Annotated in this window: 14 protein-coding genes, 3 rRNA genes and 3 pseudogenes; 14 read left to right on the top strand and 6 right to left on the bottom strand. The window is 57.7% G+C overall.

The features are described from left to right. The first annotated feature begins 83 nt into the window (after positions 1-83). The 5 genes from tatC (at position 84) to rrf (ending at position 7,556) form a co-directional block, all read left to right on the top strand. Positions 84-983, top strand: coding sequence for a twin-arginine translocase subunit TatC (tatC, locus tag DDQ68_RS14645; RefSeq protein WP_245897052.1), 900 nt, complete (start codon positions 84-86; stop codon positions 981-983). 442 nt (positions 984-1,425) lie between these two features. After that, positions 1,426-1,602, top strand: a complete 177-nt coding sequence (locus DDQ68_RS22930; protein ID WP_162550127.1) for a hypothetical protein — start codon at positions 1,426-1,428, stop codon at positions 1,600-1,602. Between the two features lie 1,073 nt (positions 1,603-2,675). Beyond that, a 16S ribosomal RNA gene (locus DDQ68_RS14640) occupies positions 2,676-4,191 on the top strand. A gap of 245 nt (positions 4,192-4,436) precedes the next feature. Beyond that, positions 4,437-7,363 (top strand): 23S ribosomal RNA (locus DDQ68_RS14635). Positions 7,364-7,444: 81 nt separating this feature from the next. After that, positions 7,445-7,556, top strand: a 5S ribosomal RNA gene (rrf, locus tag DDQ68_RS14630). Together the 16S, 23S and 5S rRNA genes form the textbook arrangement of a ribosomal RNA operon. Before the next feature lie 139 nt (positions 7,557-7,695). Here the strand turns inward: rrf and DDQ68_RS14625 are convergent. The 3 genes and pseudogenes from DDQ68_RS14625 to DDQ68_RS25000 all read right to left on the bottom strand — a co-directional run. After that, positions 7,696-8,541, bottom strand: a complete 846-nt coding sequence (locus tag DDQ68_RS14625) for an IS3 family transposase (RefSeq protein ID WP_211320156.1) — start codon at positions 8,539-8,541, stop codon at positions 7,696-7,698. Positions 8,542-8,593: 52 nt separating this feature from the next. Then, complete coding sequence (locus DDQ68_RS14620; RefSeq protein WP_109656967.1) at positions 8,594-8,881, bottom strand: transposase; 288 nt, start codon at positions 8,879-8,881, stop codon at positions 8,594-8,596. Between the two features lie 48 nt (positions 8,882-8,929). Continuing rightward, a pseudogene (locus tag DDQ68_RS25000) lies at positions 8,930-9,561 on the bottom strand (transposase); the annotation flags it as partial. 75 nt (positions 9,562-9,636) lie between these two features. Here DDQ68_RS25000 and DDQ68_RS23520 point away from each other — a divergent pair. Further along, the gene (locus tag DDQ68_RS23520; RefSeq protein WP_211320155.1) at positions 9,637-10,080 is read left to right on the top strand and encodes a helix-turn-helix domain-containing protein; all 444 of its coding nucleotides are present in this window, start codon (positions 9,637-9,639) and stop codon (positions 10,078-10,080) included. 35 nt (positions 10,081-10,115) lie between these two features. Next, positions 10,116-10,727 carry an IS630 family transposase gene (locus DDQ68_RS23515; protein ID WP_245897051.1) on the top strand — a complete coding sequence of 204 codons (612 nt, stop codon included), beginning with the start codon at positions 10,116-10,118 and terminating at the stop codon, positions 10,725-10,727. Positions 10,728-10,738: 11 nt separating this feature from the next. Here the strand turns inward: DDQ68_RS23515 and DDQ68_RS24995 are convergent. After that, positions 10,739-11,115: pseudogene (locus DDQ68_RS24995) on the bottom strand (IS701 family transposase); the annotation flags it as partial. An 86-nt stretch (positions 11,116-11,201) separates the two neighbouring features. Between DDQ68_RS24995 and DDQ68_RS14605 the strand changes: the two are divergent. From DDQ68_RS14605 to DDQ68_RS24800, 3 genes are read left to right on the top strand one after another with little or no spacing between them, the layout of a single operon-like run. Next, on the top strand, positions 11,202-11,510 hold the full coding sequence (locus tag DDQ68_RS14605; protein WP_109656965.1) for a transposase: 309 nt from the start codon (positions 11,202-11,204) through the stop codon (positions 11,508-11,510). Further along, positions 11,507-12,193: an IS3 family transposase gene (locus DDQ68_RS14600; protein ID WP_109656964.1), complete on the top strand. Its 687-nt coding sequence runs from the start codon at positions 11,507-11,509 to the stop codon at positions 12,191-12,193. Before DDQ68_RS14605 ends, DDQ68_RS14600 begins: the two co-directional genes overlap by 4 nt. Positions 12,194-12,202: 9 nt before the next feature. After that, positions 12,203-12,397 carry an integrase core domain-containing protein gene (locus DDQ68_RS24800; protein WP_109658445.1) on the top strand — a complete coding sequence of 65 codons (195 nt, stop codon included), beginning with the start codon at positions 12,203-12,205 and terminating at the stop codon, positions 12,395-12,397. 30 nt (positions 12,398-12,427) lie between these two features. On the opposite strand, the pseudogene DDQ68_RS14590 reads toward DDQ68_RS24800, so the two are convergent. Beyond that, positions 12,428-13,004: pseudogene (locus DDQ68_RS14590) on the bottom strand (transposase); the annotation flags it as partial. A 338-nt stretch (positions 13,005-13,342) separates the two neighbouring features. After that, positions 13,343-14,776 carry a hypothetical protein gene (locus tag DDQ68_RS14585; protein WP_109656962.1) on the bottom strand — a complete coding sequence of 478 codons (1,434 nt, stop codon included), beginning with the start codon at positions 14,774-14,776 and terminating at the stop codon, positions 13,343-13,345. A 139-nt stretch (positions 14,777-14,915) separates the two neighbouring features. Between DDQ68_RS14585 and DDQ68_RS14580 the strand changes: the two genes are divergently transcribed. The 4 genes from DDQ68_RS14580 (at position 14,916) to DDQ68_RS14565 (ending at position 17,943) form a co-directional block, all read left to right on the top strand. Then, a complete protein-coding gene (locus DDQ68_RS14580) occupies positions 14,916-15,347 on the top strand; it encodes a ribosome-binding factor A (protein WP_109656961.1) in 432 nt (143 codons plus the stop codon). Positions 15,348-15,408: 61 nt separating this feature from the next. After that, on the top strand, positions 15,409-16,218 hold the full coding sequence (locus tag DDQ68_RS14575; protein ID WP_109656960.1) for a class I SAM-dependent methyltransferase: 810 nt from the start codon (positions 15,409-15,411) through the stop codon (positions 16,216-16,218). 78 nt (positions 16,219-16,296) lie between these two features. Further along, entirely contained in the window at positions 16,297-16,704 is a 408-nt protein-coding gene (locus DDQ68_RS14570; protein ID WP_109656959.1) for a hypothetical protein, read from the top strand. 9 nt (positions 16,705-16,713) lie between these two features. Further along, positions 16,714-17,943 carry an ABC transporter permease gene (locus tag DDQ68_RS14565; protein WP_109656958.1) on the top strand — a complete coding sequence of 410 codons (1,230 nt, stop codon included), beginning with the start codon at positions 16,714-16,716 and terminating at the stop codon, positions 17,941-17,943. Positions 17,944-18,028 lie beyond the last annotated feature (85 nt).

The following is an 18,028-nucleotide window of genomic DNA, read 5'->3' as shown; positions in this document are numbered from 1 at the left end:
TGCCCCGGCGCGGGCTCAGTTGGTGGGCCCGCGCTGGGCCCACCAACTGAGCCCGCGAAGCTGCTTACCCCAATTCCTATTCTGTGCAACCGCAACCGCAAACTTCCCCCTCGCTGGGCGACCAGCACGAAATGTCCTTCATCGACCACTTGGAGGCGTTGCGCTGGCACGTCATTCGGGCGGCGATTTCGGTGGTGGTGTTTGCCACAATTGCCTTCTTTTCGAAGAATTTCCTCTTCCATACCCTGATCTTGGGGCCCTCGCGCGCCGACTTCTGGACCTACCGGATGTTCTGCAAAATGGGGGCCCTCTTCGGCTCGACCGAGCCGTGCGCCGACCACGTCAACTTCATCATCCAGAACCGGGAGATGAGCGGGCAGCTCTCGATGCACATTAGTACGTCCGTCATTGCGGGCTGCATCCTGGCCTTTCCGTACCTGTTTTGGGAGCTGTGGCGCTTCATCAAGCCCGGCCTATATCCCAACGAGCGCCAAAACTCGCAAGGGGCTGTATTTTTTGTATCAATTCTCTTCGTCGCGGGCGTACTGTTCGGCTACTACATCGCCGCCCCGATGAGCATCAACTTCTTGGCTGGCTACACCGTCGATGCTAGCATCGAGAACCAGATCGACTTGCAGAGCTACCTGAGCACGCTCACCACCATGACGCTCTCGTGCGGCTTGGTGTTCGAACTGCCCATGATCGTGTTTTTCCTGGCCAAGGCCGGCATGATTACGCCCGAAATCATGCAGCTCTACCGCAAGCATGCCATCGTGGTGATTCTGGTGTTGGCCGCCATCATCACTCCGCCCGACGTCACGGCCCAAATCATCGTCACCATCCCCATCATGCTCCTCTACGAGCTCAGCATCCACATTGCCCGCGTGGTGCGCCGCGGCGACGCCGCCCGTCTCAATGCCAAGCTGGCCCGTCAGCAAGCCGAGGAAACAGCCCGCACTGCCATCGGCCCGCCTGTTAATTAACCAACCTGCTTTGGTTTCATTCGGTGGGGCCCCAACCACGGCGTCTTCGGGCCCGCGGCTGGGGCCCCACTTCCTTATATATACTGGTAAGTACTCGTTGCTAATTAGTTTGATATGAAAAACGTCATGCTGAGCGCAGTCGAAGCATCTCTTATTCGGGGTTAATCACAACATCTAGAGTTGTTTGCGCAGTATATATGCTTCAACAAGCTCAGCATGGCCGTCTATTTTAACGTAAGCTATTTACCAACGGGCACTTACGATGCGCCCGAACTACTTCATAATCCTGGGGGCCCTAGCCGCCGCCCTGGTCAGCTGCTAGTAAACGCCCACTACTGCCGCGCCTACCGAAGCCCCTTCGGCCGCAGCTGCTCCAGCTTCTTCCAACACTCCCGCCGGGGCCCTCACCGAAGCAGCGGCGCGCGCCGCCATCGGCCGCTACTTGCAAGGCCAACCCAACACCAACCTTTACGTCGTCGATTCAGCCCGCACCATCAACCTCGGGGCCTATTGCCAGGTACTGGTACCCCGCACTGATTGGGCCCGTCGTATGCCCAACCGCGCCGCCTTCGAGGTAGATAAGCAAACTAGAGCAGTGAAAACACTGCTGGTAAAGTGATCCAGCATAACAACAGAAGCAAAGCTGCACAGAAATCACTGCGAATCCCTGATAAGTAATCGTCCCGCAAACCTTAGGAAATTAACTAACGCCACAGCTGTGTTTAAGCTCAACAGAATATATAGTAGAAGTACCAAGAGCCAACTCAAGCGAATGAATGCGGTCGTAGTCAGCCGCCATATCTGCTTTAACAGCCACTATTGGAGAAGCGCAGCTTAAAAAAGGAGTTTGCCTAGTTATAGAACTGCGAAGGGTGCTAGATAATGAATGGACAGATTATATAAGATAAGTATCTTATTATTAAAACTTTGTCTATTGTTTGATTGAAGATTCTAGGCACCAGCCAATGCTTCATACCCGGGCAAGTAAAAATTCTTGACTAGTTCCGTATGCCTTAAAACCTGTTTGACTAAATGCATAAGTTTCTTATTATCAAAGTATTATTTCTCAAATTATGCGATTCGGGAGAAATGCGTCAACAATACCTTGTTTCGTTAATAAATTTAGCTACATTTGCACTCCCAAACAGGGAAGTGGTACAAGGATGAAGCGCGAAACTTCATAAATCCTGAATTCAAAGACTCCGATTAACAGTTGCAGGATTCTTAAATCCCGAAGTAGGTAAAAAAATTAACCCGCTAAAAATTGTTTAATCAAAAAAAATCCTTATCTTTGCACTCCCGAAAGAAAAAAACGCTTATTAAGCCTTCCAATACTAGTTTAATAAACAACAACTATCATCTTTAATTGGAAGTAACAGGTTTAGAAAGGCTAAACAAATTAAAAAATAATTCTGATAATCTTACTAAATTATCAAATATTTTCTTACCTTTGCACTCCCAATCAAAAACAAGGGGGTTGAGTTGAGAAAAAAGGGCCGGTTTACCAGCCCGCACGGTTGCTTCAACAGGAAGCGGCGTACGTTCTTTGAATGACGGAAATAGACAAATAGTAAGGGAGTCACCGGGGTAACCCGGCGGCTCAGCCAAGAAACGCGTTGAGCGGTTCCGTCCTCAAGGGGACGGGGCGCGCACAAGACAGCAGCCTACTTACGAGTAGGTGAAGGACATTATACAATGGAGAGTTTGATCCTGGCTCAGGATGAACGCTAGCGGCAGGCCTAATACATGCAAGTCGAACGGTTTGTAGCAATACAAATAGTGGCGCACGGGTGCGTAACGCGTAGCCAACCTACCCGAATCTGGGGGATAGCCCGCCGAAAGGCGGATTAATACCGCATAAGACTATGAGCCGGCATCGGTTAATAGTTAAAGATTTATTGGATTCGGATGGGGCTGCGTGCCATTAGCTAGTTGGCGGGGTAACGGCCCACCAAGGCGACGATGGCTAGGGGAGCTGAGAGGCTGGTCCCCCACACGGGCACTGAGATACGGGCCCGACTCCTACGGGAGGCAGCAGTAGGGAATATTGGGCAATGGGCGAGAGCCTGACCCAGCCATGCCGCGTGCCGGATGAAGGCCTTCTGGGTCGTAAACGGCTTTTTTCCGGGAAGAACCGGTTCCTTGCGAGGGGCTCTGACGGTACCGGGAGAATAAGCACCGGCTAACTCCGTGCCAGCAGCCGCGGTAATACGGAGGGTGCGAGCGTTGTCCGGATTTATTGGGTTTAAAGGGTGCGTAGGCGGCCGCGTAAGTCTGGGGTGAAAGCCCGTTGCTCAACAACGGAACTGCCCTGGAAACTGCGTGGCTTGAGTCCAGACGAGGTTGGCGGAATGGGCGGTGTAGCGGTGAAATGCATAGATACCGTCCAGAACACCGATTGCGAAGGCAGCTGACTAGGCTGGTACTGACGCTGAGGCACGAAAGCGTGGGGAGCGAACAGGATTAGATACCCTGGTAGTCCACGCCGTAAACGATGGATACTCGCTGCCAGCGATAGATGGTTGGTGGCTTAGCGAAAGCGTTAAGTATCCCACCTGGGGAGTACGCCCGCAAGGGTGAAACTCAAAGGAATTGACGGGGGCCCGCACAAGTGGTGGAGCATGTGGTTTAATTCGATGATACGCGAGGAACCTTACCTAGGCTAGAATGCGCGTGACCGGTTCGGAGACGAACCTTTCCTTCGGGACACAAAGCAAGGTGCTGCATGGCCGTCGTCAGCTCGTGCCGTGAGGTGTTGGGTTAAGTCCCGCAACGAGCGCAACCCCTATGTTTAGTTGCCAGCGGGTTAAGCCGGGGACTCTAGACAGACTGCCTGCGCAAGCAGTGAGGAAGGCGGGGACGACGTCAGGTCATCATGGCCCTTACGCCTAGGGCTACACACGTGCTACAATGGACGGTACAGCGGGTTGCCAACCAGCGATGGTGCGCCAATCCCGAAAAGCCGTTCTCAGTTCGGATCGGAGTCTGCAACTCGACTCCGTGAAGCTGGAATCACTAGTAATCGCGCATCAGCAATGGCGCGGTGAATACGTTCCCGGGCCTTGTACACACCGCCCGTCAAGCCATGGAAGTTTGGTAGACCTGAAGCCGGTGCTCCGCAACGAAGCCGGTTAGGGTAGAACAGGTAACTAGGGCTAAGTCGTAACAAGGTAGCCGTACCGGAAGGTGCGGCTGGATCACCTCCTTTCTGGAGCCGCGCCGTCCCCGACGGGACCAGCCCAGCCGTTTTACCAGCACCCTACTGATTGTCTATTTCCTCATTCAAATAATTTCAAGGACTATAGATTCCTATCTGTAGCCTTCAATTGCCACAAATAGTGTGGTAAACGTTCTTTGACGTAAGGGTAACTAAGAAAGAGAAGTAAAAAGCGGGCTTACATGTCATAGACATATAAGCACTTTATTCCCACTTTTAGTGAGATGAAGCGCAAGTAAGAAGTAATGAAGAGCACACGGGGGATGCCTAGGGTCTCAGAGGCGAAGAAGGACGCGATAAGCTGCGATAAGGCGTGGGGAGGGGCACATGCCCGGTGATCCGCGCATTTCCGAATGGGGCAACCCCGCGACTGGAAGAGTCGTGAACTGACGGGCTTGACCCGCGGTGGCAAACGCAGGGAACTGAAACATCTAAGTACCTGCAGGAAAAGAAAATAACAATGATTCCCCAAGTAGTGGCGAGCGAACGGGGAGGAGCCCAAACCACGGCGGTCACGGCCGCTGTGGGGTTGTAGGACCACGAGATCTGATTAAATCGAGTTAGCTGAAGCCGGTGGGAAACGGTGCCAGAGACGGTGAGAGCCCGGTAAGCGACAATTCTGATTTACGGTAGTGGGATCCTGAGTAGGGCGGGGCCGGAGAAACCCCGTCTGAAGCGAGCGGCACCATCCGCTAAGGCTACATACTCCTGAGACACCGATAGTGAACTAGTACCGTGAGGGAAAGGTGAAAAGAACCGGGAATACCGGAGTGAAAAGAACCTGAAACCGTGTGCTTACAAGCAGTCAGAGGGATTTAGTATCCTGATGGCGTGCCTTTTGCATAATGAGCCTACGAGTTACTCCTCCCCGGCAAGGTTAAGGGCTTGAAGGCCCGGAGCCGCAGCGAAAGCGAGTCTGAACAGGGCGCGTAGTCGGGGGGGGTAGACGCGAAACTCGGTGAGCTACCCATGACCAGGATGAAGGTGCGGTAACACGCACTGGAGGTCCGAACCAGTTTCCGTTGAAAAGGATTTGGATGAGTTGTGGGTAGGGGTGAAAGGCCAATCAAACTGAGAAATAGCTCGTACTCCCCGAAATGTATTGAGGTACAGCGTCGGCGTAGAGCGTGTTGGAGGTAGAGCTACCGATAGGACTAGGGGGTGTCAGAGCCTACCGAATCCTGACGAACTCCGAATGCCAGCACGTATAGCCGGCAGTGAGGCCTGGGGTGCTAAGGTCCCCGGCCGAGAGGGAAAGAACCCAGACCAACAGCTAAGGTCCCTAAATCCAGGTTAAGTTGAACAAAGGAGGTCCGATTGCTTTGACAGCCAGGAGGTTGGCTTGGAAGCAGCCATTCCTTTAAAGAGTGCGTAACAGCTCACTGGTCGAGCGATCGGGCGTCGATAATACGCGGGCATCAAACCTGGTACCGAAGCTTTGGATGCGACTTGCAAGACAGTTGCGTGGTAGGGGAGCATTCTTCTTGCGGAGAAGCCGTCTCGTCAGGGGCGGTGGAGCGTGGAGAAACGCATATGTAGGCATGAGTAACGATAATGGGGGTGCGAAACCCCCACGCCGATAGACCAAGGTTTCCAGCTCAACGCTAATCGGAGCTGGGTTAGTCGGGACCTAAGGAAAAGCCGAGAGGTGTATTCGATGGCCAGCTGGTTAATAGTCCAGCACTGATGAATTGAAGTGATGCAGTGACGCAGAAGTGAAAGCACCGCGGGCGGACGGAAGTGCCCGTTGAAGGGCGTAGGTAGTGGGAGAGTAGTTAAGTACGCTCACCTAGCCGAAACCTGATAGTACCGCACGGCCTTCGGGCCACGCGGATAGTGTGCCTAATCCGACTGCCAAGAAAACCTGCTAAGCGTTTTAATTGATTCATCACCCGTACCGCAAACCGACACAGGTGGTCAAGGAGAGTATCCTGAGGCGCTCGAGTGAATCACGGCCAAGGAACTCGGCAAAATGGACCTGTAACTTCGGGAGAAGGGTCGCTTCCTCTGGTGCAAGCCAGAGAAGCCGCAGTGAAAAGGCCCAGGCGACTGTTTAACAAAAACACATGGCTATGCCAACGCGCAAGCGGACGTATATGGCCTGACACCTGCCCGGTGCCGGAAGGTTAAGAGGGGAACTTAGTGGGGGCGACCTTGCGAAGGTTTGAATCGAAGCCCCGGTAAACGGCGGCCGTAACTATAACGGTCCTAAGGTAGCGAAATTCCTTGTCGGGTAAGTTCCGACCTGCACGAATGGTGTAACGATCTGGGCGCTGTCTCAGCCGTGAGCTCGGTGAAATTGTAGTCTCGGTGAAGATGCCGAGTACCCGCCACGGGACGGAAAGACCCCGTGCACCTTTACTATAGGTTGCCATTGGTGTTGGGTTCGGCATGTGTAGCATAGGCGGGAGGCGCTGAACCGGGGCCGCTAGGTCTCGGGGAGCCAACGTTGAAATACCGCCCTTGCCGTGCCTGATGCCTAATCCGCGAACGCGGAGACAGTGGCTGCTGGGTAGTTTGACTGGGGTGGTCGCCTCCAAAAGAGTATCGGAGGCTTTCAAAGGTCCGCTCAGTCCGCTTGGTAACCGGACGCAGAGCGCAATAGCAGAAGCGGGCTTGACTGCGAGACCTACAAGTCGAACAGGGTCGAAAGACGGATATAGTGATCCGGCGGTTCCGCATGGAAGGGCCGTCGCTCAAAGGATAAAAGGTACGCCGGGGATAACAGGCTGATCTCCCCCAAGAGCTCATATCGACGGGGAGGTTTGGCACCTCGATGTCGGCTCGTCACGTCCTGGGGCTGGAGAAGGTCCCAAGGGTTCGGCTGTTCGCCGATTAAAGTGGCACGCGAGCTGGGTTCAGAACGTCGTGAGACAGTTCGGTCCCTATCTGTGGTGGGCGTTGGATATTTGACAGGACCTGTCCTTAGTACGAGAGGACCGGGATGGACCAGCCGCTGGTGCGCCGGTTGTACCGCCAGGTGCAGCGCCGGGTAGCTACGCTGGGAGGAGATAAGCGCTGAAAGCATCTAAGTGCGAAACTCACCTGGAGATGAGATATCCCAATTGGAAGGGCCGTGGGAGACGACCACGTGGATAGGCGGCAGGTGAAAAACCAGAAATGGAACAGCCGAGCCGTACTAATGGCCCGAGGGCTTCGCTTGTCCCAGACTTTTACTTCTCTTTCTTTACCCTTGTGTCAATGATTTTGCTGCTTGTCACCGAACACGACGAGTAACGCCAGCAATGGTGGCTTTAGCCCGGGTGTTCACCTCTTCCCATTCCGAACAGAGCCGTTAAGCCCCGGTGCGCCTATGGTACTGCCTTCACCGGTGGGAGAGTCGGTCGCCGCCAACTTTATTGTAAGTCCTCTACTAAACGATGGTAAAATCGTCTAGTAGAGGATTTTTGTTTTATTAACTGATGTTACGCACTTAGCTGGACGAGTTGATGGTACATGGCTTTTACGCCCACGGTGTAGATTGAGGTGGTCTAGTTAGGCAGGAGAGAGTTGGGTGATATTAGCAAGTATCTGCTGGTGAAAGAGATAAGGTTTTAGATAGCCGATACTGGAATGCCGGCGTTTATGATTGTAGTAGTCAAAATAATCGGCCACGCTGGTCTGCGCGTCAGCTAGGTCCGTGAAAACGGGCCAGTCGCGCAGTTCGAGCAGTTCGGTTTTGAGGCGCGACCACAGGCGCTCGGCCTGCGCGTTGTCGTAGCAGCCGCCCCGGCGGCTGTGCGAGAGGTGAGCCTTGGCGTCGCGCAGCAGGGTTTTGTAGACCTTGCTCACGTACTGGCCGCCCCGGTCGGAGTGCACAATTAGGCCGGGAGTGGGCCGCTGGGCGAGCAAAGCCCGCTGCAAGGCCGTGGTAACCAGCGCTTCCGGCATATCGGCCCGCACCTGCCAGCCCACCACCTGCTTGGTGCATACATCTTGAAAGGCACAGCAGTACACCCAGTTGCCGTTAGCCAAAGGCAAATAGGTGATGTCGCTGACCCATACGCGGTTGGCTTGGATAGGCCTCGGCTGGTCGAGCAGCAAGTTCGGCGCGCAGCGTTTACCGTGGGTGGAATCGGTCGTGCGGGGCACAAACGCTTTGGGCTGCAAGGCCTTGCGCGCCTGGCGGCGCAGCGCCGTGCGGATGGCCTGCCGCCCCACCTGGTACCCCAACTCGCGCAGCTCGACGCGTAGGCGGCGGATGCCGTAGCGGCGCTGGTGGTCGTCGAATACGTCGCCAGGGCCGTTTCCCAGGCCGGTTCCGCGGGGGCTACCACGCCCGCTACCGCCCCTCTTCGCCAGGCGTAGTAGCGGCTGGGCACGACGTATAAGACCTGGCAAAGCAGCTGCACCGGGTAGTGAATACATTGCTGATCAATAAATGGCAGCTGGCTCACGGGGTCGGGGGATGCGAGAAGATGGCGATGGCTTTTTTTAAAATCTCCAGCTCCTGGGCCTGTCGGCGTACTTGCACCCGCAAGGCCCGCACCTCGGCCGCTTCGTGGGGGTCAGTGGGTAAGGGCTGTTGGGCCGCTTTCTGCCACTGATAGAGCAACTTGGCGTTGATGTTTAGGGCGCGAGCGGCGGCCAGCGTGGAGCGGCTTTCGCTGGCCAGGCGCAGGGCTTCGGCCCGGAAGGCCGCATCATAGCGCGGCCGTTTGGAGGGAGAGGCTTTTTCCATGAATTTGGGAAATTACCACCCCATTCTCTCCTGTTTCACCCGACCACCTCAGAGTTGGGCTTTAAGGCGAAAATGCCCGAACCCCCATTTGAGTTTGAGCGCTTTAAGTTTGCCATAAGCCAGTAGCGTAGCAAATAAGTGATTGGTCTGAGTAGTCAGGGTTTCGGTGGGCGATTTGCCCATCGAGGCGTTCTGTTTGAGTGACTTATGATACTCTTCCACTTTTCACCTTCTCTGGTAAATCGTGTGAAGTTGGGTCTGTGTCAGGTCGGTGCCGCTGCTGACCAGCTGTAACACGCCTTAGCTGCCGTCTTTGTTTGTAAAGACTTGTCTGGTCACGAGGACCGCGTCTGGCACGGACCGTGAAAAGACCCGCAGGGGGTGCTCATCGGGAAAAGTCAGCGTCTGCACAGCCTGTAACTGCCCTTTCGCCCGCGCCTCGGCGCTCAGGGCCACGGTGCGGGTGCTTTCGAAGGAAAAATAAAGTGGTGACCCAGCGCCCGCATGAAGCTCATGTTCTCGGCTGAGGCATACCAGCTATCGGCCAGCAGGTAGCGGTAGGCGACCTGCTGCTGGGCGACGCGCAGCATTTGCTGCAAATATTCGTTCTTGGTAGACGCGCTTTGATAACTGGTTTTCTGCGTCTTAGGGTGGAACACGGGAACTGTCTTGTACACTAGTGGTTGAAAAACAGTACTGAGTCGGTTGGTGTTTATTCCAAAAGCACTTGCTATATGATACGGTATCGGCTGCATTTGACCCCAGAAGAACGCCAGACCCTGGAAGGCTGGCAAAAGAAATACAAAAGCCATTCGCCCAAACTGCAACGAATTCAGATTCTGTTGAATAGCGACGAACAGACTGGCCGCCGGCCGGCGGCCGACCTAGCCGCCGTGCTGGGTGTCTGTACCCGAACCGTCGAACGGGTGCGCCGCCAGTTCTGCGAAGAAGGGATGGCCCTGTTTGAGCCGAAGCCGCGTAAAACGCGTTCGGACAAGAAGATAGATGGGCGGGTGGAAGCCCATTTACTGGCCCTGCTCTGCCAGACCCCGCCCGACGAGCAGCCCCGCTGGCAGCTCCAGTTGCTGGCCGACCAGCTGGTCGAACTCCAAGTGGTCGAACATATCTCGACCACGATGGTGGCGCGGCTGCTAAAAAAAACGAACTCAAGCCGTTCAACGGCCCGCAGCAGTGGGTGATTCCGGCGGAGCAGAGCGCTTCTTTTGTCTGTCAGATGGAGCAGGTACTCGACCTCTACGAGCAACCCTATGACGCAGACTATCCGGTCGTTTGCCTGGACGAGTCGCCCAAGCAACTACTGGATTACGAAACGTTTATCACCTCTACCGGCCAGCGCTGCCGCGATTCGGAATACGTGCGCCGGGGCGTGGTGGAGTTATTCGTGGCCACGGAGCCCTTACGGGGCTGGCGCTGCCTGACGGTCGAGGCCGACCACAAAGCCGCCACCTGGGTGCAGTTTGTGGCCCGGCAGATGGACTCGACCTACCGCGAGGCCAAGAAGGTGCACTGGGTCATGGATAACCTGCGTACGCACAAGCGCAGCTTTTTCTACGCCCACTTTCCGCCTGCCGTGGCCCAGGCCTATCTGCGACGGATGGACATCACCTACACCCCGGCCCACGGCTCCTGGCTGAACATGGCCGAAATCGAATTCTCCGTCCTTAGTCGCCAGGTCCTCGACCAGCCGTTCACCACCAGCGAGCAGGTCCGCCACGTGGTAGAACAGTGGCAAGACCGCCAGAATGCGCGGCCTAAGCCCCGCAACTGGCAGTTCAAAACGGCCGACGCTCGCATCAAACTAGCTAAATTATACCCGACTAGCTAATGTTTTTCAACCACTAGTTCGGCGGCGACAGGCAGGGCCAGGTCGCCGGCCTGGTAGCGCAGGCTCACAAAGTTGAGGCCTTTGACAAAGCGCTGCTGGCGGTGGTCCCAATGGGGGCAAATCAGCTCATTGGCATCAGTATGGGCCTTTTCCAGGATAGAATCGTCCACGATAAGCACGGCAAACTCGTCGGTTCCACGCGGGGCTTCGGCTTGGCGAATCAAGGGCTTGGCTTGCCGCCAGAGCGCGGGCGAACCCAGGCCCGCCAGCGTGTGAGATGGTCGTGGCTCAAGGCCCCATCCAGCAACCGTGATAAGTCCGTGGCCGGCGTGGGACCCGTCGAACTTGCCAAATAATCCGTGTACAAATCGAGCGTGCAAGTCATCAGGAGAACGTTAAACGGCCAATCTTATCTTGCTGCTGCGTGAGGTGGTCGGGTAAAAGTGGACACGGCGAAAGTAGCTTTCCCTTGTCATGGAAGCAGCAAAACCAGCCGGTAAACGGCCTAGAACCAAGTATGATGCGGCCTTTCGGCTCGAAGCAGTCCGCCGCGTAAGCCAGGATGGGCAGGCAGTCACGCGCGTCGCGCAGGCGCTGGGCATGAGCGAGGCCGTATTGGGCAAGTGGGTGCGCGCCGCGCGGGCGCAAGCCAACCGACCCGCTGGCAGCGAGGCCCTGGAGCAGGAAAACAAGCAGTTGCGGGCCCAATTAGCCCGCGCTGAAACGGAGCGCGATATTTTAAAAAAAGCGCTGACGACATTTTCGCAACCGACGGGCCGATGAAACGCTTCACTTTCATTGCCTTACACGCCCACTGTTGGCCCGTGCGGCAGCAGTGTCAGGTGCTGGGCGTTAGCCCCAGTGGGTACTACGCCTGGCGCAAGCGCGCGCCCAGCCCGGCAGCCGAGCCCGCATCGGTCGCCTGGCAAGTAGCGGCCCAGTGCGTGTTCACCACCCATGCCGGCCGCTATGGCCAGCGCCGCCTCCGGGCTCAGCTGCAGCGCGAAGGCCATGCGGTGGGCCGGCAGCGGCTGCGCAGCTGGCTCAGCCGCAGTGGTTTACGGGCCATCTGCACGCGGGCCGGCACCCGTCCCCCGCGTACCACCCAGGCCGACCCGCAGGCCATTGCCGCGGCTAACAAACTCGCCAACTGGCCCGCAGCGACGGCGCCCAACCAAATTTGGGTGGGCGACATCACCTACCTGGCCCTGGCCATGGGGCAGTGGGCGTACCTGGCCTGCTGGCGCGATGCCTTTTCCCGGCGCGTGGTCGGCTGGCACGTGAGCGAGTCGCTGCATACGGACTTGATTCTGACCACTTTTAACCGGGCCGTGGCCGTCTGCCAGCCCCCACCGGGCCTGCTCGTGCACGCCGACCGGGGCAGCCAGTACACCAGCGACGCTTTTACCTCGTTGCTCACACGCACGCAGGCCATTGCCAGCCTGAGTCGGCCCGGCAATCCGTAGGACAACGCCCTGGCCGAAAGCGGCTGGAGCACGCTCAAAACCGAGCTACTGCCCCGTGGGGCCTGCTTCGCTGACCTGGAAGAGGCCCGCTTTGAACTGGCCGAGTACCTGGACCATTACTACAATACGCAACGGCTGCATTCCGCCCTGGGCTACTGCACCCCGCTCGAAATCGAACTTCATTACCGTTTCAACTTATCTTAGCTTCGTGTCCACTGACACCCGACCACCTCAGTAGCCGGCATCGGTGTAGCGGACACTGCCCTTGGGCAAGTCCGGGGCCAATGCCCGTAGGCCGGTCTGGTTGGCTTCACTGTTGGCATGGATGTAATAGTCGACCGGAATCCCGTCGGTGGTGGCCACGAGCTGCACTTTAAACCCGTAAAACCAGCTACGCTTGCTGGCGCAACGGCCGTGATAGGACTTGCCGGTCAGTAGTTTACAGCGTGGGATGCGCGTATTATGCCATACAGCCACGGGGAAGGAGTCGATGACGTAGCGGGCCTCGGTGTGCAGGCCTTTAAGCAGTTGCCCAAAGGGGGCAAACAAGCCCACCAGCGTATCGGCCAGGGCATATAACTGCCGATTGAAGCCACCCTTATTCAGGCTCTGCTGGCCCCAATGCTGTTCCATGTAGCGCTGCCCCAGCACCAGATTACCGCCAAAGTAGCGGGCCGCTACCAAGGCCGTGGTCAGCACTTACGCATCCGACAAGCGCCGGCGCGGGTCGGCCGGCCGAGCCCACGCCGGCGCTTGTCGTGGTCAGTAAATCAGCGAGGAAGTAGTACATGGCAACGGCCTGTTCGCGCATGGGGAAAGCAGAGCAGGAGGAGGTTAGAGACCTCAAACCTCCTCCTGCTCTGCTGAGCAGACTTTTTTATGCCCCCAAATACTCCGCAACTTGGGTTAGCTACGCACCGTCTAGGCCCGCCGCTGTAACCCTGCTGGAAAAAGTAATTTGCGCGGTCGCTACTTGGACAACCAGAAAGTAGAGAGCGACGGAAGTTGCGGCCCGCCTAGCGAAAATCAGGTGCTTGGGCCAGATAAGCAATTAGAGACATTGCTGCAAAGGTCGAATGCTATTTGCGCCGCGAAATGCATTAAATCCAGTCCATTGTACTAACCAAGGGGCGTTATGGTGCTGCCGCTTTATTCGATAGTTCCTACGTGCCTGTACAGGTTTGGTGGGCCGGCCGGCGCATAGGCCCCGAACACGCTAGGCAACAGGTAGCGCAATTGTGGGAGCAAATGGCTCTGGTCGAGTATGTAATCGGGTGGATTAGCTCCTACTTGCCGGCCGATGCGGACCACAGCGGCGTACTGATCGAGGTGGTTGAAATCAAGCAGAGCCAAGTGCCAATCGAGGTAGGGCGTAGCCGAAGGGTTGGTGAGGTAAGCGCGGTGGTCGGGGCCCAGCACAAACAGGCGTTGGTTATGGAGCCCGGACAAGGAAGGGTCGGGGCGAGGGGCGAAGGTGCTTTCGGCGGGCAGGCGTAGCAAGGTTTCCAGGCCGGGCACCAGGAATCGGTACCGCACCACCGATACAGCGGCCAGCAGCACTAAAAACAGCACTTCTGGAGCCCAGGCCGGCCGGCCAGCTTGCCATAGGAAGAGGCTGAAGTACGCCAGCGGTGGCAACAGCAACACCAGGGCCCCGGGCGCCGTGCCGCCGCCGCCCGCCAGCACCGCCAGGGCCACCAGCAGCCAAGCCACCATTAGTTGCCGAAACTTGGCCTGAAATACGGGGCCTAATGGCGTGCCGAGCCCGCGTGCCATGGCTAGTAGCAGCACCGCCGCCGGCAGGGCCAGCAGCCGCAACTGCAAGGCCAAGGGCAAGCCGCTGGAGGCCCCGGCGCGGAAATTGTGCCAGCCCGGCTCAAGGTGAAACTGCACGAAGTTGGGTAGGGCCCCGGCGTAGAGAAAGTATGTGGCAGCTACTGCGTATGGAAACAGCAGCCCACACAGCAGCAGCAAGAAGCTGCGAAATGCATTGGCCGCGAAGATGATAACGGCCAGTAGGCCCACGCCGGCAAACAGCACCAGCGGCAGGTAGCATAGTCCTGCAAGCCCGATCAGAAACCCGGCCCGGAACAGGCGGCGGTTGTCGTAGCCCTCGCGCGAGGTCGGAATTAGGGCGCTGAGGGCGAATATCACGAAGGTATGCCCTATCAGTAGTGGCGACAACGCGTCGAGGTCGGTGCTGATGCAGCTCATTACCAAATACACGAGAGCCACTAAGTAGCCGCGGTCGGGGAAGGCGTCGGCGCGGTTTAGCACGAAGTTCAGGCGCAGGGCTTGCAGCAGCAGCAAGGCCAGCGCTAGTGCCCGGTACAGGAATACCGGCCGGGCCCCTACCCAGTCGAGCGCGCCGAACAAGTAGGCTGCCAGCGGCGCGGTGCCGTCGTAGAGGTCGCGGTAGGGCAGGGCCCCGCCGTGTACCCGCTCGCCCACCAGCAGGGCCCCCAATTCGCCTGCGGTGAGGGGCAGGCCTTGCAGGGCCAGCAGCGGCAGGCGCAGGGCCAGCAGTAACAGCAGCAGCCCCAGCAGTTGGGCGGGCAACGAGCCTCGAAAAAAGCGCAGCACGGTAAGAAGAAAAAAAGAAAAGCCAAATTGTCTCAGCAAAGGTATTCGCCGCCCGTGGGGCCCCCAGCGGCGGGGCGCGGGGCTTCGTTGCGCGGCGGCATTCGGCCCAGCTTCCCGCGGGCGTACCTTTGCAAGCTATATGGAAAGCAAACGACAGCAAAAAATGGCCAGCCTGCTCCAGCAAGAGCTGGCCGCCGTGTTGCAGCGCGACCTGCCGCACTTGTTTGGCGGCGGGCTAGCCCCGAGCATCAGCCTGGTGAAAATGACGCCCGACCTGGGCCAGGCCCGGGTGTACCTGAGCCTGCTGCTGGGCACCGATGCCGACGCCCGCCTGGCCTTGGTGCGCGACAGCGCCAGGGAAATTCGCCAGGCCCTGGCCAAGCGCATCCGCAAAACGGCCCGCGTGGTACCCGAGCTCACCTTTTTTCACGACGACAGCGCCGCTTATGCCGCCCACATGGACGGCGTGCTCGGGCAGCTGCACATTCCGCCCGCCCCGCCCTCAGCCCCCGATGCGGAGGGCCCCGGCGACTTGCCCGCGCCACGCCCGCGCCTGTTCAAAGGTGAATGAGTGATTGGCACCTGCTCGCTGCCCTCATTCACCAACTCACCAACTCACCGATTCACCGTCCTTGTATTACGACCCGATTAAGAAGACGCTTGGCAAGGTATTTAACCGCACCCCGGGCCTGCGCCGGTTGTTTTACCACCTGCTCGATTTGCTGCTGCTGCGCACCTGGCATGTGCACCGGGAGCTGCGCCAGTGGGCCCGGGGCCGTACCCAGGAGCCGCTGAACATCCTCGACGCGGGCGCCGGCTATGGCCAGTACAGCTACTGGCTCAGCAGCCTGGGCCGGCCCTGGCACATCCTGGCCGTGGATGTGAAAGAGGACCAGGTGGCCGATTCGAACCGCTTCTTCCGCCAGATTGGGCGGCCCAATGTGCAGTTTGCCGTGCAAGATCTGGTGCTGTACCAGGAGCCTAACAGCTTCGACCTGGCCTTGTCGGTAGACGTGATGGAGCACATTGTGGAAGACGTGGAAGTATTCCGCAATATCCACGCCTCGCTGAAGGACGGCGGGATGCTGCTCATCTCCACACCCAGCGACCAGGGTGGTTCTGACGTGCACGGCGACGCTGAAACCAGCTTTATTGAGGAGCACGTGCGCGACGGCTACAACATCCACGAAATTCAGCAGAAGCTGCGCACGGCCGGCTTCGAGCGCATCGAGGCCCGCTACAGCTACGGCGAGCCGGGCCAGGTGTCGTGGCGCCTGAGCATGAAGTACCCCATCCTGATGCTGGGGCAGTCGCGGCTGTTTTTCGTGCTGCTGCCGTTCTACTACGCCGTTGTGTTTCCGTTTTGCCTGGTGCTGAACTGGCTCGACGCCCGCTCGGCCCACGACTCGGGCACGGGCCTGATTGTAAAGGCTTGGAAGTAGGGCCCTCGGACTTAGTTCGCCGCCGGCAAAAGCTTGTATCTTGCTTTCGTTTTGTGTTACTCTTTGCCGCCCCGCTTGATGGATCCTAATAATTTTCAAATCTTCATGGATGCGCTGCTGAACCGTATGGAACAGCAGGAAGCTCAGGCGGCCACCACTAACGAGATATTGCTGCAAGTAGTGCAGGAGCAGCGCAACGCCCGACAAGACAACCAAAAGTTTCAGCAGCAGCAAAGCGTATTTAACCAGCGCCTGCTGGAGTGGACAGACCGCCAAGAGAAATTCAATGAGCGCCAGGAGAAATTCAACGAGCGCCAAGAGAAATTCAACGAGCGCCAGGATCAGTTCAACATCATCTTTCTGGATGAAATCCGGGGTATGAAAAGGGATATCAAAGAGTTGACGGATATTGTGTTGAAGCAGCACGAAACCCGCCTTAAGCGCCTGGAGGATTTCATGGACGGCTTCCTCCGCAAAGCCGGCTAACCCGACTCCGTGAACGTTCCCTTTCTGATTGCCCGGCGCTACTTCTCCTCGAAGAAAAAGCGCAACATCATCTCCATCATCTCCAACATTTCGATGATTGGGGTGGCGGTGGGCACCATGTCGCTCATCATTGTGCTCTCAGTCTTCAACGGGCTCGAAGACCTGGTGCGCACCCTTTACGGCAAGTCCGACCCCAACCTCGTCATCACGGCCACCAAGGGCAAGTCGTTTGCCGTCACGGCACCGCTGCTCCAGCGCATCCAGGCCACGCCCGGCGTGGCCCTGCTCACGCAAGTGATTGAGGACAACGCCTTGCTGCAATACCACGACCGCCGGATGGTGGTGAAAATGCGCGGCCTGAGCGAAAACTATTTTGGCCAAAGCGGCATCGATGCCAGCATCCGCGAGGGCGACCACCGCCTCTACCACGACAGCATCGACTTTGCCCTCATTGGGGCCGGCGTGCAGCACGAGCTCAGCATCACGCTCAAAAACGGCCTTACGCCCCTGCGCATGCTCTACCCGCGCAACACCGCGGGCAAAACCCTGAGCCTGGACCCCAGCAAGGCCTTCAACGAGGAAAGCTTGCAGGCCGGGGGCGTGTTCCTCATCGAGCAGCGCATGGACGACAGCTACGTATTTGTGCCCCTGCGTTTTGCCCAGCGCCTGCTGGGCTACGGCAACCGCCGCACGGGCCTCTACGTGAAGGTGGGCGACAGCTTCCAGGTGGAGGCCGTGAAGCAAACCTTGCGCGAAGAACTGGGCCCCCGGTTCACGGTGCTTGACTCCGATGAGCAGCACGTGAGCCTGCTCAAGGCCATTAAAATTGAGAAGCTGTTCGTATTTATCACCTTCGCCTTCATCCTGCTTATTGCCTCGCTCAACATCTTTTTCTCGCTTTCGATGCTGGTCATTGACAAGAAAAAAGACATTGCCGTGCTACTGGCCATGGGCGCCACCGAAGAAATTGTGCGCAAAACCTTCCTGGGCGTGGGGGCCATCGTGGCGCTGGTGGGCGCGGTGGTGGGGCTGGTATTGGGCGTGGGCATCTGCTGGGCCCAGCAGCGCTTTGGGCTGGTGAGCATGGGCATGGCCACGAGCATCGTTGACGCGTACCCGGTGAAGATGAAGCTTTCCGATATTTTGCTCACGAGCTTAGCCATCGTGCTCATCACGCTGGCCGTGAGCATTCGCCCGGCCCTGAACGCCGGCCGCCTGGTACTGCGCGATAACCTGTAGGCCGGGCTACCCGTAAGGCCTGGTAAGCTCCGCAGCAGGGCTTTGGTCCATTTTTCGGCGCGATAAAGTCCAAGAAATATGCGGT

Source organism: Hymenobacter nivis, assembly GCF_003149515.1.
Taxonomy (GTDB): Bacteria; Bacteroidota; Bacteroidia; order Cytophagales; family Hymenobacteraceae; genus Hymenobacter; species Hymenobacter nivis.
The sequence above is the reverse complement of the archived record's forward strand: the minus strand, read 5'-3'. Positions and strand labels throughout refer to the sequence as shown.

Excerpts from the sequence above, each read along its gene's own strand:
- DDQ68_RS14570 (WP_109656959.1), top strand. The coding sequence starts at position 16,297 with ATGGATCCTAATAATTTTCAAATCTTCATGGATGCGCTGCTGAACCGT.
- DDQ68_RS14605 (WP_109656965.1), top strand. The coding sequence starts at position 11,202 with ATGGAAGCAGCAAAACCAGCCGGTAAACGGCCTAGAACCAAGTATGAT.
- DDQ68_RS14600 (WP_109656964.1), top strand. The coding sequence starts at position 11,507 with ATGAAACGCTTCACTTTCATTGCCTTACACGCCCACTGTTGGCCCGTG.
- DDQ68_RS14580 (WP_109656961.1), top strand. The coding sequence starts at position 14,916 with ATGGAAAGCAAACGACAGCAAAAAATGGCCAGCCTGCTCCAGCAAGAG.
- DDQ68_RS14620 (WP_109656967.1), bottom strand. The coding sequence starts at position 8,881 with ATGGAAAAAGCCTCTCCCTCCAAACGGCCGCGCTATGATGCGGCCTTC.
- DDQ68_RS23515 (WP_245897051.1), top strand. The coding sequence starts at position 10,116 with ATGGAGCAGGTACTCGACCTCTACGAGCAACCCTATGACGCAGACTAT.